We start from the raw sequence: 14,892 nt of genomic DNA, 5'->3' as shown, positions 1-14,892 counted from the left end.
GGAACGGATCCCCTATGGTACGTCTTATTTAGCTCGAAGCTGAATATCGTCGATTTCATCGTCTTTAAAAGCTACGCCTTCGACCTTCACATTGACCTCAACCACACGAAGTCCTGTCATGCTCTCGACAGCTTCGCGGACATTCTGTTGAAGCATGCGGCACACTTCATGTATGGGTGTCTCATAAAGCACGATAATCCGCAGGTCAATCGCCGCTTCCAGCTGACCTACTTCTACGGTAACACCCTTTTGCACATTTTTGCCGCTCAGTCGCTTAGCCCAGCCCTCGGACAATCCACCGGACATTGCTGCAATACCTGGGGTTTCCAAGGCAGCTAATCCGGCAATTTTCGAGACGACATCATCCGATATTCGAATCAAACCGTTATCCAGTTGAAGTTGTTCCGTCATGCCATTTCCTCCTTCACCTCATTATCCGTTATTGTAAATGGTAACGGACCTAAAAAGCAAATGCTCCTTTCTGAAAAGAAGGATAATTTTCCGAAAAATTTGGGTATATTGTAAAAAGCGATACGAGAATCGTCGTTTCCGCTCGCAAGAACTCATCAATACATAAATCATAAGGTAGGTGTCGATTATGAAAAAATGGCTGAACCCCGCGCTGCTCATCTTCACTTTTTTGCTTAGTGCGCTGGGGCATTTTGCGGATTGGAACTTCACACTCCAATTCATTCTGTCTGCCATCTCAGTTATTTTTGTCGCCGGTTTCCTTGGCAAAGCAACCGAAAGCGTTGCGCATTACGCCGGTCAACGGCTCGGGGGATTCCTGAACGCCACCTTCGGTAACGCGGCGGAGCTGATCATTGCCATCCTGCTGATCAAGGAAGGCTTGTACGATATGGTGAAAGCAAGCATCACCGGCTCCATTATCGGCAACCTGCTGCTCGTCCTCGGACTCAGCCTGTTTGCCGGGGGCCTCAAATTTAAAATCCAAAAATACAACGTGACGCTGGCAGGTCTGAACGGATCCCTGATGACGCTGGCGATTATCGCCCTGTTTATCCCTGCTGTCTTTCTGAATACCCACTCCATTACGGAGAGTGAGACCAAGACGCTCAGCCTCATTGTGGCGGGAATTCTGATCGTAGCCTACATCGCATGGCTGGGGTTCTCGATGATCACCCACAAGAACTATCTGGCGGATGTCAGCGACGATAACGATCAGGATGCGCTGCCGCACGAGCACGGTCCCGTCTGGTCCAAGAAACGCTCAATACTGTACCTCGTTGTCGCTACGGTGATGGTTGCGTTTGTCAGTGAATGGCTTGTGGGGGTGCTTGAGCCTATCAGCCACGAGTATGGCCTTAGCGAACTGTTTATCGGGGCATTCCTTGTAGCGATTATCGGTAACGCAGCCGAGCACAGTGCAGCCATTATGCTCGCCATGAAGAACAAAATCGGCGCAGCCGTTGAAATTGCCGTTGGCAGCAGCCTGCAGATTGCCCTGTTTGTTGCTCCCGTGCTCGTGTTCATCAGCTTCTTCCTTGGGGATACGATGGATATTGTGTTTACCACGCTGGAGCTGGTTGCTATCGGTGTCGCCGTATTCATTGCCAGATCCATTACGCAAGACGGTGCCTCCAACTGGTATGAAGGCCTTCTGCTGCTCGCCGTGTACGTCATACTAAGCGTCTCGTTCTTCCTCGTCTAAATGTAATGTAAGGAAGGGTAAGCCCACACAGCTGCCTGCATCGTGTGCGATAATTCACAAGAAAAAAACGCATGCCGCCTGAGTGCGACATGCGTTTCTCTATGTATGCGCCTGTACGAATACAGGCTATTTGGATTGATTCATGGCTTCGTACAGGACCGCCAGATTGCGTTCAAGCTTGCTGATCAGCTGCTTTCCCGTACTTTCCGGAAGAAGCCCGGCCCGCACCGCGAAATCAACCTCTTTTGAAAAACCGTACATTTGGGTATCCAGCACTTCCTCATAGAGAGGGCAATAACGGGTCGCCAGATTCTCCATCTGTACTTCAATAAGCTTTAGGATTTTATCTGCATCTTCATGAAGAAGACTGATCGCTTTTAAATTCAGCTGTTCCTGTAAATCAGATGAAGTCATGATCTTCCCCCCTATGTCAAAAATCACAGCACAGTTACTACCTTTAATATTAGTCGAAATCGTTTCTCAATACAAGGACCTGAACAAAATAGACCCTTTCTCTACGAAAAAACACCCTTCCATTCTATGGAGGGGTGTTTTGGGCGACTGTTATTCAGCCACGACAGATACATTCAAACCATGCTTGGTGAATACGTCGATCATTGCTTTTTTAGCTGCATCAGCATCAGGTCCATGAACATGCAGTTCATAGCTTTGGCTGTTGACAAGCGTTGTGAACAGACCCAAGATGCTCTTAACATCAATGTACTTGTTCTCTGCCTGCAAAACGATGGAGGATGAGAACTGGCTAGCGGTTTGCGAAATTTCTACGATAGATTGATTGTTATTGGACATACGAATCCCTCCGTAACTTTAGGATCTGAATAAAGCTCATCACTGCACCTTCATGATACATTGAATCCGTTTTCTTATGCAACATTTTTTCCAATCTATTTAAGATTTTCCGGATTTAACGCTGCTAGTTCTGGAATAACAAATATACCATCCTTGCGAATCAAGCGATCATCAAAGTAGATTTCCCCGCCGCCGTACTCCGGACGCTGGATCAAAACGAGATCCCAGTGAATCGAGGAACGATTGCCGTTGTCTGTTACATCATATGCTTGACCTGGCGTAAAATGCAGGCTTCCGGCGATTTTCTCATCAAACAGAATATCTTTCATCGGTGTCAAAATATATGGGTTGAAGCCGATGGCAAATTCGCCGATATATCTTGCACCTTCATCCGCATCCAAAATCTCGTTCAAACGTTTGGTGTCGCTACCGGTTGCTTCAACAATTTTTCCGTTTTCAAAGCGGAATATAATATTCTCGAAGGTTACGCCATTGTAGAGAGTCGGTGTATTGTAAGAGATTGTGCCGTTAACTGAATCACGAACAGGCGCTGTATATACCTCGCCATCCGGAATGTTCTTCTGACCGGAGCATTTCTCTGCACCGATGTTTTTGATCGAGAAGCTGAGATCCGTTCCCGGTCCTACGATGCGAACCTTGTCGGTCTTTCTCATCAGCTCGGCCAAAGGATCCTGGGCGCGGTCCATTTTGGAGTAATCCAGATTGCACACATCGAAGTAGAAATCCTCAAACGCCTCGGTGCTAGTGTTGGCAAGCTGCGCCATGCTGGCGTTCGGATAGCGGAGAACCACCCACTTCGTATGCTTGACGCGCTCTTCGCTATGTACGGGGTGCGAATAAAGTGCATTATACAGCTTCATGTTTTCCTCAGGCACGTCAGCCATATCGTTGACGTTCTCGCCTGCGCGGATACCGATGTAACAATCCATTTTCTTCATGCGCTCAAGATCCAGCTCAGCCCACAGCTCAAGCTGCTCCTTATTTGCGTTCTTCAGCATGGCACGTTGAACCGTGCGATCTGTCAATTGCACGAACGGGCGGCCACCTTGATTCGAAACCTCCTCAATGATGGCATTCAGCAGATCGCGCTCCGATCCAATCATTTCGATGAGCACATTTTCGCCCGGCTGCATATCTACCGAATAGTTCACGAGATTTTGAGCCAATTTTTGAATTCTGGGATCACGCATATGTCATATCCTCCTTATGATGACTGTTCCCTACGTTATGAATTGAACAGCGGTAAATTTATTCATTATTGTAGCATGCGAACAGCCTTAAGTCAGCGTTCATCGTTAAAAAAATTTTCATGGCAATCCCTTCAATAACCAGTAAATGTAACATCGGACAGCAACGTTTCCGTGCGGGTTTTGCCTTGTTCATCAACAAAAAACAAGGTTCGTTCCATAGTCAGTTTGGTAGGAAGCTGTTTTTTTTGGTTAATCGTTACATGAGAAACCGAAACCGTGTCCGCCTTGCTCAACATGCTCTTCATTTCATTATAGTCCCGCTCCCACACGGCCTTCAGTCGTTTGCGTACCTTCGGATCTTCACTGTACAGCGGATCCCCTTTGCGTTCGATCCGTTCCGCCAGCGTCTTCATCTGCTCATCCAGCGATCCATATACCATTTGGGCTGCCGCCTCGGGTGACAGCTCGATGCGCAGCACCTTGGTTCCTCTTGCCGCCCCCAGCTCCTGGGTCACCGTCTTCTCCGAATTCCCGATATATTCCAGTAATTCTAACGGATTCAAGCGGGTTATCCACATTTCCTCGACATGTCCTGATGAGAGTGTGCTCCACTTGCCCTCCTTGCGCTTCAGGGACACGGTAAGTCCATCCGCTTGATATACCGAATCGGCATATACCTTATCTTTATCATTACGTATGGTTGTGCCCTTGTTCCTTGAGGATAGTGTCAGATCCTTATGATGCTGCAGATTGCCTTCAAATGCCAAACTTTGCTGAAACGGTCCGTTTTCTCCGCTCCGAATCGCCGCTTCTCCCCGAAAAGAGAAATTATCAACGCCAGACAGCCCCGACAGGGCGCGGTTAAACGACTCTTCGGCAGACAATTGATCTTGCCAGGCACATCCGGTTAAGCAAAAGACAAACAAAACCATTCCGATGACGCTCCGTGATCTTCTTATTCTCATAATCATCAGCCCCTCATTGATCTTTCTCTTAGGCTATCCGCGGTCCATGACATTATGCAGATGACAGAAAAAACCCTGCAGCCACTAAATAGCTGCAGGGTATTTAATCTAATCCGATTTCAGCCTCGGCCCTCTCCACGACAATCCGGTTGCGGCCGCCATTCTTCGCTTCGTATAGAGCCATATCCGCTCGATAAAAGAGGGACTCCACGCTGATCTTGTCATTGGTCCAGTTCCATTCGGAAATTCCGCAGGACACCGTTACGCGCGGGTCGGTCTCTTCCGATACCCTTATGCGAATCCGTTCGGCGACCTGCATCGCCTGCTGAATGCCGAGTCCCGGCAAATACACGGCAAGCTCCTCGCCTCCCCAGCGGGCCGGAATATCGCTATGGCGAATCGTTGTCTTCACGATACTGCTGACCTGCTTCAGAATTTTGTCCCCCCGCTGGTGACCGAACGTATCATTAACCTGCTTGAATGCATCGATATCCACAACAATGAGAGAACCGCAAAAATCACGAGTCTGACATTCATGGATCATTTCATCAAGATAATGTCTCGCATACAGTTCAGTCAGCATATCCCGGTTCGCCATTCTTCTCACTTCCGCATGCAGGAAGGCATTGCCGATAGCCAGACCAATATGGCTTGTCAAAGCTTGAAGCAACCGATAGCTGTCATACGAAAAATAATGCCGCTTCGCATGGGTGAGAAGGACAACCCCCCGCACCTCACCGTTTACGGTAAGCGGAGTAGCAATCATCGAGCTGGAATGAGTGCTCTCCATTAGCCGGGATTCCGCCGGACGTTCTTCGTTATAGTCTGACAGGATGAGCGGTTCCTTCGAATGGTAGACTAGGCCGCCCAAACCATAATCCTTCTCAAAGACCTCCTTGGCAAGCCATTCGGCGTTGCAGGATACAACTTCAAGACCGCCAAGCTCCTCGTTATAAATCAAAATGCAGCAGTAATCGGCCTCAAGAATCTTTAGCAGCTCATGGTTGGCAAATTGAAATATCTCCGCCAAATGCAAGCTTTTGTTCAACCGCTGTGTCAGTTCATTAATCATACGGAGCTCATGAATCATCAGATTGGACTGCTCGTACAATTTGGCATTCTCAAACGCGGTGCCCGCAGCATCGGCCATCATAGAGAGCAATTCCAGATCCATATCGGGCAGCTCAGACTTGTCCACTTCCACATGGAGCACGCCATAAACGCCCTGCTTGCCTCCCATAGGAATCCCGATTTCCACGATCGAATCGGGTTCCTTATGTTCATCAATCGTGAGGGTACCCTCCATAAATGTGCGGACATAAACCTCTCTCTGCCAATGATGAAGCAGCAGGGGACGCACCAGCGGATGTCCGCTCTCATGGTCCTGAGACATAAACAATTCAACTTTGGCCTTGGGATACAGTGCCAGAACACTGTCGATAGCCTCCACCAGCACATTGTCCACATTAATCTGCACATGCATCCGCTTGACATATTGAAACATGATGGAACGCCTGTGCACCTCACGCTCAGCTTGGTTGTGGACTTTCTCCAGATCATCGGCAAATACGTATTCCAACTTCCGATAGAAGCAGGAACGAAACAATAACGCATGAGTTTCTGTCAGCATAAGTGACTGTTCCGGCTCCATCTCAAGCGAGGAAACACTGACCATCACCGCAAATACATCGCCATGAATGCGAGTGAAGAGCGGGACAGCGCACAGCACGCTTCCCTCCAAAGAACCCTTTCCCATCCCTTGGACGGCTTCTTTGGAGTTTAAAGTACGCGATAACGTCTCATCTTCACTTGCGTTAAGGTATTGCGTTATTTCGGACGCCCCTGTCAGCCAAGCTCCCTCATGAGAAAGAAGGGCCCAGCTGAATTTCTTCATCGCCCGTGTGCCTGCGCTTTCTCTTAGCCACTCCAGATAGCTGTCTGATATGAGAGGCTGAATATAAGGGAAATCATGAGGTGTAATATCCAAGCTCTGAAGCCAAAAACGAGGCTCATTTCCAGGAATTGGCCCAGCATCATTAAACATAACTGCAGAACCGGGAGAGCTTTCATACGCTTTCCGTTGATCTTCTGACATATTGGGCGCTCCTTTGCACCATTATAAAAGGCCTATCCAAGACTGGCGTTCGGGATTCATAATGTAAGGATCCATTTGGCTGCCGCATTTAATAACGGTAACCCAGCTGTTCAACATATTGGGAGGGTCATGATAAACACCAAAAGATGTTACGATATGTAACTAGATAAATGAGACTACTTAATCCAATATCATCTTACTCTTTTCTACCCATTTTTGCATTAAAATTTATGCGTTTTTCACAATATTTTTAGGTCTGTAGTCCTATCGACAAAATTAGACAAAAACCAAGTTATAGTAAGTTACAGGTTGAACTTGACTTTATATCATTACTTCATATAATATTTATTGTTGAGTAAGAATGCAATGCATTCCATGAATTTGGGCGGGTTGTGTCACCCTCACGTTATTTGTTACTGACAGGACAGCGGCTGAACTTTCCTGGCAGATCTTCCGAAGATTACGGCTAGAGCAAACAAATACGGCGCAAATAGAGCCCTAATGAAACTTTAATTAAAAAGGAGTCTATATAACATGGCACGTTACACCGGTCCTAAATTTAAATTAAGCCGTCGTCTGGGAATCTCCCTGAGCGGTACAGGTAAAGAATTGGCTAAACGCCCTTTCCCTCCAGGTCAGCATGGTCCTAACCAACGGAGAAAAATTAGCAACTACGGTATGCAGCTTCAAGAAAAGCAAAAGCTGCGTCACATGTACGGCTTGGGCGAGAAGCAATTTAAAACCCTGTTTAACAAAGCAACTGGCATGAAAGGTATCGCTGGTGAGAACTTTATGTTCCTGCTTGAGAGCCGTCTGGACAACCTGGTTTACCGTCTTGGCTTCAGCAACTCCCGTGCGGGTGCTCGTCAATTGGTAGCTCACGGTCACGTGACTGTGAACGGCAAGAAAGTCGATATCGCTTCTTACGCTGTGAGCACTGGCGATGTAATCGGTCTTCGTGAAAGAAGCCGCAGCCTCTCTTCCATCAAGGAAGCTTTGGCTAACCGCGTACATCTTCCAGCTTACCTTGAGTTTGATGAAGCAGCAATGGAAGGGAAATACATCCGTCTTCCAGAACGTTCCGAACTTTCCCAAGATATCGATGAGAAACAAATCGTCGAATTCTACAACCGTTAAGATTAACTCGGAACCCAAAAAACCTGAAGGCCTTGGCCTTCAGGTTTTTTTAATATCGAAATGAATGCTCCGCAAGTTCAATCATCTTAAGAAAACTTCAATCTGGCAAATTTACGCTTGCCTACTTGAACCACATCCCCGTCTTGAGGAGCGATTTCACCGTGGGTGTCGCTGCACTTTTCTCCATTCCATTTTACGGCCCCCTGCTGGATACTGCGTCTGGCCTCACCATTGGAAGCGGCAAAACCGAGCAGTGTCAGCATTTTGATAAGCGTAATCTTTCCTTCCTCCAGTTCTCCTTCGGGTACAATATAGTCCTCAATGTCTTCAGGAAGTGCCTTCTGCTGGAACACGGTCACAAAATGCTGCTGTGCGGCATCCGCAGCCACCCCCCCATGATACATCCGAACGAGAGTGTGCGAGAGACTCATCTTGGCATCCCGGGGATGAACGCTTCCGTCCCGAAGCCCCTTCTCCAGTCTGGTTACCTCCTCAGCTGCCATATCGGTGGCCAAGCCGAAGTACTTAAGCATAAGTTCGTCCGGAACGGACATGGATTTACCGTAAATCTCATTTGGCTCTTCATCGATACCGATGTAATTCCCCAAGCTCTTACTCATCTTCTGTATACCGTCAAGTCCTTCGATAAGCGGCATCGTGATCACAACTTGAGGCTCTGTGCCATACTCCTTCTGCAGGGTCCGCCCCATCAGCAGGTTAAACTTCTGGTCCGTTCCCCCAAGCTCGACATCGGTCTTAAGCGCCACAGAATCCATACCCTGCATCAACGGGTAAAAGAACTCGTGGATGCTGATCGGAAGCCCGCCCTGGTAACGTTTAGTAAAATCATCGCGCTCCAGCATCCGTGCCACCGTAACCTTTGCCGATAAGCCGACCACTTCAGCAAAAGTCATCGGCGTAAGCCACTCGGAGTTATAGTATACCTTCGTTTTTTCTGGATCCAATACTTTGTATATTTGTTTCCTGTACGTTTCCGCATGACGCCTCACATCCTCTTCTGACAATTGCTTGCGCGTCTCGGATTTGCCTGTCGGATCTCCGATCCTGCCAGTAAAGTCCCCGATGATGAGCTGTACTTCATGTCCGAGTTCCTGGAACTGACGCAGCTTCTGCAGCACGACGGTATGCCCGACGTGAAGATCAGGCGCTGACGGGTCCATTCCCAACTTCACGCGCAGCGGCTCGCCGGTTACGACCGATGTCATCACCTTCTGCCTCATCTCTTCTTCCGGAATGATCTCCACCGCTCCACGGGAAATCACCTCCATTTGGCGTTCCACTTCCTGCTGCTGGACATTCGATAACACATCCCATTTCATGTTTCCATACACCTCCCTTTAATTTTGAACGCAAAAAAGCTCCTACTCATCCCAAGGGACGAGTAGGAGCGCTCGCGTTACCACCCTAATTAAAATCCGTTGCCTCAGGAACGGATTTTCACTTCATTGCCATAACGGGTTGTCATCCCGGAACCGGACTACTGTAACAGCCGTACAGGTGCACGACTCTGTTTCCCCCGGTCAGCTCCGGACGGTAATTCAAAGGGGCTCGTTATCGGTTTACACCACCCACCGACTCTCTGGAAACGAAAGGCTCCGCCTTCTACTGGGGTCCTTCAAAGCTTTTCACGATATGAACTTTGCATTATTTGTATCATATGCTTCCCGAAAAAGTCAATCTTCCTCAAAAAAGGACACGCTATGTAGGGACACATGATTCAAAACCTTCGATTTATGCTATAATAGGTGCGTTAAAAGGAGGAGTATACATTCATGGTTGAGGAGAAAAAACAAGAGCCTGAAAAACAGAAGAAACCGCGTAAACGGTCCTTTCTGCGGGTGCTCGGATCCGTCATCGGATGGCTCTTTGTGGTAGGTCTGATGGGCGTTTTGTTCGCCGGAGGAGCCATAGGTGGCTACGTAACCTCTATTGTTGAGAATGAGCCGGTAAGATCCAGGGCTCTCATCGAGAATACGGTGAACGATAATGCTATAACGGGCTTCGCCTACTTCGCAGATGGCTCACCGATCGGGCAGCTTAGAACCGAAGAAGACAGACGACCTGTGGAATTCAAGGATATTCCCCAGCTTGTGAAAGATGCCGTCGTATCCATAGAAGATAACCGTTTTTATACACATAAGGGTGTTGACATAAAAGGTACCGCTCGCGCCGTGAAGGAACGCGTGCTGAACGAGTCGGTTCAAACCGGCGGCAGCACGTTGACGCAACAGCTGGCCAGGCTCACTTTTTTAAGTCGCGACAAAACCGATAACCGCAAGGTCAAAGAAATGCTGCTGGCCATGCGGATGGAACGCTTTTTGAGTAAAGACCAAATTTTAACAGCCTACTTGAACAAGGTTCCTTACGGTAACGGTTCCAGCGGATACCAACTGTTCGGGATCAAGGCTGCGGCAAAAGGCATATTTAACATTAACAATCTGAATGATCTGAATGTGGCTCAAGCTGCATATTTGGCAGGTCTTCCGCAGCTACCGTCCTCCTACTCTGCCTTTAACGGCAAGGGGGAATTTGACGAGAAATCATTCAACCGTGCAATAAACCGCCAGCACCGCGTACTGGGAAGCATGCTGGAAGAAGGTAAAATAACGCAAGCTGAGTATGAAGAGGCCAAGGCATTCGATATCAAAAAATCGCTTGCTCCTCGCACGCAGAAGGCCTATGTGACTTATCCTTATCTCATGATGGAAGTAGAGCGCCAAGCATCGAATATCCTGATGAAGCTGAGCGAGGAAGCCGAAGAGAACGCAAAAGGCACGCAAGCGAACTCCGATCTGATGGATGCATCCCGAGCTCAGCTCAGCACCGGCGGTTACCGTGTTTACACCACCATCGACCGGACATTATACAAGACCATGCGCTCCATCGCAGAGAATGACAGCAACTACGTGCCTGACAGCGCGGAAAAAGGAATGGAGCAAACCGCCGCGATGATGATCGACAACAAAACCGGCGCCATTCTCGGTATGATTGAGGGCAGGGATTTTAACACAGAACAAATGAACTACGCTACGCAAATGAAACGACAACCTGGATCTGCCATGAAACCTATTGCCGCCTATTTACCGGCACTCGATTCGGGGGCGATTCAGCCTGCCAGCGTGGTGGACGATTCACCGATCATCTTAAAGGACTACAGCAAAGTGTTCCATATTCCAAAAAACTCGTACAGCGGGTATAGGGGATTGATGACGGCAAGACAGGCACTGAACAATTCAACCAATACGGTGGCGCTCAAGTTGTTTAACAACACGGTTGGCATCGAGAAGGCTTGGGAGTTTTCCAAGAAGCTGGGTATCACTACCTTGGAGGAAGACGATTATAATGCTTCCACCGGTGTACTGGGGGGGCTGCATTACGGGGTGACAGTGGAAGAACTCACCAATGCATACAGTGCCATCGGCAACCAAGGCAAATTCACGGACGCTTTCATGATTGAGAAAATCGTGGATTCCAAAGGCAATATTGTCTATAAACACGAAGTAAAACCGGAGCAGGTATTCTCTGAACAAACCGCGTATCTCATGACGGATATGCTTCGTACCGTCATTACGAACGGAACAGGCAGCAAGGTCCGAGACACGTACAAGAAATTCAATGAGGTTCCGGTTGTTGGTAAAACCGGATCCACCCAGAACTACGGGGATGTCTGGTTCATGGGATACTCGCCTGACGTTACGCTTGGCGTATGGGTCGGATATAAGGAACAAAAAAATACGCTCGTCGGAGACCAGCGCAAGCACGCCCAGGCCATTTGGGCCAGAATCATGAACGAAGTAACGGACGTGAAGCCGGAGCTGTTCCCGACCAAAACGTTCGAGAAACCTGAGGGCATAACGTCCAAGACGGTTTCCGCTTACAGCGGCAAGCTGCCGACGGCCTTAACGGACAGATTCGTAACGGATCTGTTTAATGTGAAGTTTGTGCCTACCGAAAGCGATGACGGTATCGCAAAAGCGAAATACATCACCTATCGGGGTGTAAATTACATTCCACAGGAAGCGACGCCTTTGGATATGTTGAGAGAACAAATCGTAATCAAGCGTGAGAAGCCCCTTGATGAGCTGATTGTAGAACTGCAGAACGCCTTGAAGGTCATGAAAGGTGAAAAGAGATCGCTGGAGTCTTATCTTCCTCAGGACGCGAAGAAAGGGATGCCAAGCAAGGTTGACCCTAGAACAGATGACGGCAAAGCCCCTACCCCACCGAAAAACGTACATTATTCGATGGGCAGCGGCTCCATCAGCTTTAATGCCAGTGGATCTCCTGATGTTGTCGGATACCGGCTCTTTAAGTCCGTTAACGGCAGTCCGTTTACACATCAAGGGCAGGTGGTGCTCGGCGACGAGAGCCTTGTCTTCTCAGGACTTGGAGCTGACGGAATGTTTACTTCCTATTACGTTGTTGCCGTTGACGTAGCCGGCAAAACATCTGAACCAAGCGCTATTGTGGGCGGTACAGCACCTGGATTCGAAGTTCCAGGCGATAACGACACGAATCCGGATGACGACATCGATAATCCTGGTGACGGCATCACGGAGGGAGATCCCAATGACGACCTGGAACTTGGGAATGAAGGTGCTACTACCGTACCGTCTGCACCAGGTCAGCCGACCCTTGCGGCTACCCCTGAGGGCTTCCAGGCCACCTGGAGCGGCAATGCTCCAGAGGAAGAAGTAATGGTCTACAACATCTACATCAGTCCGAACAGTGATGGCAATTACCAGCTTCTTGGCTCAAGCAAGAGCACGGAGTTCTACTACTCCTCGGGTAACCCAATCGGCGGTACCTTTAGAGTAACTGCCGTAAATCCAATCGGTGAATCTGCAGCTTCACCGGCCGTATATTTTGAGAAAAAATAGATTGGTATACTAAAAAGCCAGCCCCTCTACAGAGATCATCTGTTAGAAGGGCTGGCTTTATTTTTTAGGTTAAGCAGGTACTTCTACGTATATTCCATGAGGACAGACTGCATCTTGCGAGATAAGAAGGTTAACCTCGGAAGTTTAAACTTTCTCTAAAAAAAGACTGACAACGAAAATGGTGGTCACCATCTCCATTGTCAGTCTGTTCTTGATCACGGTTTAATCTTCAATCGTGGACAAATCGCCTGTCGGAAGATCCAGTTCCCACGCTTTCAATACGCGGCGCATGATCTTACCAGAGCGCGTCTTCGGAAGTTTATCCTTAAACTCAATTTCACGAGGTGCGGCATGAGCGGAAAGTCCTTCCTTTACGAAACGGTAGATTTCATCCTTGAGCTCCTGAGTAGGTGTATACCCCTCACGTAAGGAGATAAAGGCCTTTATGATCTCGCCACGGGTTACATCAGGCTTACCGATCACGCCTGCTTCAGCGACAGCGGGATGCTCAACCAACTTGCTCTCCACTTCGAACGGTCCGATTCGTTCACCGGACGAATTAATCACATCGTCTATTCTGCCCTGGAACCAGAAGTATCCTTCTTCATCCATATATGCCGAATCACCTGAAATGTACCAGCCCGGAATTCGGAAGTATTCTTCATACTTCGCCTCGTTGTTCCAAATTTTTCTCATCATGGACGGCCAAGGTGTCTTGATGGCCAAATTACCCATCGTGTACGGAGGCACTTCTCTCCCCTGATCGTCCAAAATCTTAGCTGTAATGCCCGGCACCGGACGCCCCATGGATCCTGGCTTGATCGCCATGCCCGGGTAATTACAGATCAGCTGTCCGCCGGTCTCTGTCATCCACCATGTGTCATGGATACGCTGCTTATAAGCCTTGTGTCCCCAACGCACCACCTCGGGATTAAGCGGCTCACCAACAGATAAAATATGCCGTACATGGCTCAAATCATATTGGTCGATAAGGTCGGAACCGGCACCCATCAACATGCGGAAAGCGGTCGGAGCGCTGTACCATACCGTTACCTTATTGTTCACCAACGTGCTGTACCAATCCTGTGGACTGAAACGGCCTCCGCGAATGACATTGGTAACCCCATTCAACCACGGTGCAAAAATACCATAGGACGTACCGGTTACCCAACCCGGGTCCGCCGTGCACCAATATATATCATCTTCCCTTAAATCCAAAACAACCTTGCCCGTATAATAATGCTGAATCATGGCATTCTGCACGTGATACACGCCCTTCGGTTTCCCGGTAGAGCCTGATGTATAGTGCATGATCAATCCATCTTCCCGCTCAAGCCATTCAATCTCCAGCTCACTTGATGCAGCCTCTACTTCCTCGTGGTAGCTTACTAGCCGCGAGTCCTCCTCCTCAATCTCTCCAACAACAAAAATATGCTTCAGTTCAGGCAACTCGTCTCGCTTCACACGTGACAACAGTGCAGGTGTCGTAATCAGTGCAACAGCACCACTGTCCTCCAGACGGTCCTTTACCGCCGTTTCCATAAACGCCTCGAACAATGGGCCGACCACGGCGCCTACCTTCAGAATGCCCAGCAAACCGGCATAGAGCTCAGGGCCGCGCGGCATAAAGATAAATACCCGATCACCCTTGCCAACACCATATTTGCGGAGTACATTACCGAACTTGTCAGATTTCTCTTTCAACTGCGCATAAGTAATAGATTCCTCGCGATTGGCGTCACTGTACAGGAGAGCTACCTTGTCTCCTCGCCCCTCTGCTACATGACGATCAATAGCTTCATACGCCATATTTACTTTGCCCGTCTCATACCAAGTAAAATGTCTCTCGATTTCGTCCCATGAAAACTCGGAGCGTGCCTGCTCGTAACTCTTCATATTGGAATGTGAAACTTCACTTGGCAATATTTCGCTATGCGTTTGATTCATGATAACATCCTCCTCATTCTCAAATCGGTCTCCTCATAGTGGACAGCGCTTACAAAATGATTGAATGAAACATACATTTTACACATTGCGGTGGGTCGTCACGTTGTCGCAGTCATCGAGTCATCAACCCTTAGAATTCGCAAGGAAACATATC

At 48.5% G+C, this 14,892-nt stretch carries 11 protein-coding genes and 1 other annotated feature; of the genes, 3 read left to right on the top strand and 8 right to left on the bottom strand.

The genetic code is table 11. The features are described from left to right. Nucleotides 1-24: 24 nt before the first annotated feature. Entirely contained in the window at nt 25-411 is a 387-nt protein-coding gene (locus ACOZB4_RS13855) for an Asp23/Gls24 family envelope stress response protein (protein ID WP_009589611.1), read from the bottom strand. A gap of 187 nt (nt 412-598) precedes the next feature. Between ACOZB4_RS13855 and cax the strand changes: the two genes are divergently transcribed. Then, entirely contained in the window at nt 599-1,672 is a 1,074-nt protein-coding gene (gene cax, locus ACOZB4_RS13850) for a calcium/proton exchanger (RefSeq protein WP_379406488.1), read from the top strand. A 126-nt stretch (nt 1,673-1,798) separates the two neighbouring features. Here cax and ACOZB4_RS13845 read toward each other — a convergent pair whose 3' ends face one another. From ACOZB4_RS13845 to ACOZB4_RS13825, 5 genes are all read right to left on the bottom strand, one after another. Then, nucleotides 1,799-2,086: a YlaN family protein gene (locus ACOZB4_RS13845; RefSeq protein WP_009589686.1), complete on the bottom strand. Its 288-nt coding sequence runs from the start codon at nt 2,084-2,086 to the stop codon at nt 1,799-1,801. Between the two features lie 150 nt (nt 2,087-2,236). Continuing rightward, on the bottom strand, nt 2,237-2,482 hold the full coding sequence (locus tag ACOZB4_RS13840; RefSeq protein WP_071223684.1) for an HPr family phosphocarrier protein: 246 nt from the start codon (nt 2,480-2,482) through the stop codon (nt 2,237-2,239). Between the two features lie 95 nt (nt 2,483-2,577). Then, nucleotides 2,578-3,693, bottom strand: a complete 1,116-nt coding sequence (locus ACOZB4_RS13835; protein ID WP_379406489.1) for an aminopeptidase — start codon at nt 3,691-3,693, stop codon at nt 2,578-2,580. 131 nt (nt 3,694-3,824) lie between these two features. Then, nucleotides 3,825-4,658, bottom strand: a complete 834-nt coding sequence (locus tag ACOZB4_RS13830) for a hypothetical protein (protein WP_379406490.1) — start codon at nt 4,656-4,658, stop codon at nt 3,825-3,827. 103 nt (nt 4,659-4,761) lie between these two features. Then, nucleotides 4,762-6,753, bottom strand: coding sequence for a sensor domain-containing diguanylate cyclase (locus ACOZB4_RS13825; RefSeq protein ID WP_379406491.1), 1,992 nt, complete (start codon nt 6,751-6,753; stop codon nt 4,762-4,764). Nucleotides 6,754-7,287: 534 nt separating this feature from the next. On the opposite strand from ACOZB4_RS13825, the gene rpsD reads away from it, so the two are divergent. After that, nucleotides 7,288-7,890: a 30S ribosomal protein S4 gene (gene rpsD / locus ACOZB4_RS13820; protein WP_076320710.1), complete on the top strand. Its 603-nt coding sequence runs from the start codon at nt 7,288-7,290 to the stop codon at nt 7,888-7,890. Nucleotides 7,891-7,976: 86 nt separating this feature from the next. On the opposite strand, the gene tyrS is transcribed toward rpsD, so the two are convergent. After that, nucleotides 7,977-9,230: a tyrosine--tRNA ligase gene (gene tyrS, locus ACOZB4_RS13815; RefSeq protein ID WP_379406492.1), complete on the bottom strand. Its 1,254-nt coding sequence runs from the start codon at nt 9,228-9,230 to the stop codon at nt 7,977-7,979. Between the two features lie 51 nt (nt 9,231-9,281). Continuing rightward, nucleotides 9,282-9,539, bottom strand: a binding site (T-box leader). A gap of 144 nt (nt 9,540-9,683) precedes the next feature. Here tyrS and ACOZB4_RS13810 point away from each other — a divergent pair. After that, entirely contained in the window at nt 9,684-12,791 is a 3,108-nt protein-coding gene (locus tag ACOZB4_RS13810) for a transglycosylase domain-containing protein (protein ID WP_379406493.1), read from the top strand. Between the two features lie 222 nt (nt 12,792-13,013). Here the strand turns inward: ACOZB4_RS13810 and acsA are convergent, their stop codons facing one another. Further along, nucleotides 13,014-14,738: an acetate--CoA ligase gene (gene acsA / locus ACOZB4_RS13805; protein ID WP_076320707.1), complete on the bottom strand. Its 1,725-nt coding sequence runs from the start codon at nt 14,736-14,738 to the stop codon at nt 13,014-13,016. Between the last annotated feature and the right edge of the window lie 154 nt (nt 14,739-14,892).

It is taken from the genome of Paenibacillus sp. NPDC058898 (assembly GCF_049316025.1).
Taxonomy (GTDB): Bacteria; Bacillota; Bacilli; order Paenibacillales; family Paenibacillaceae; genus Paenibacillus_AQ.
This window is presented reverse-complemented; position numbering and strand designations above follow the sequence as displayed.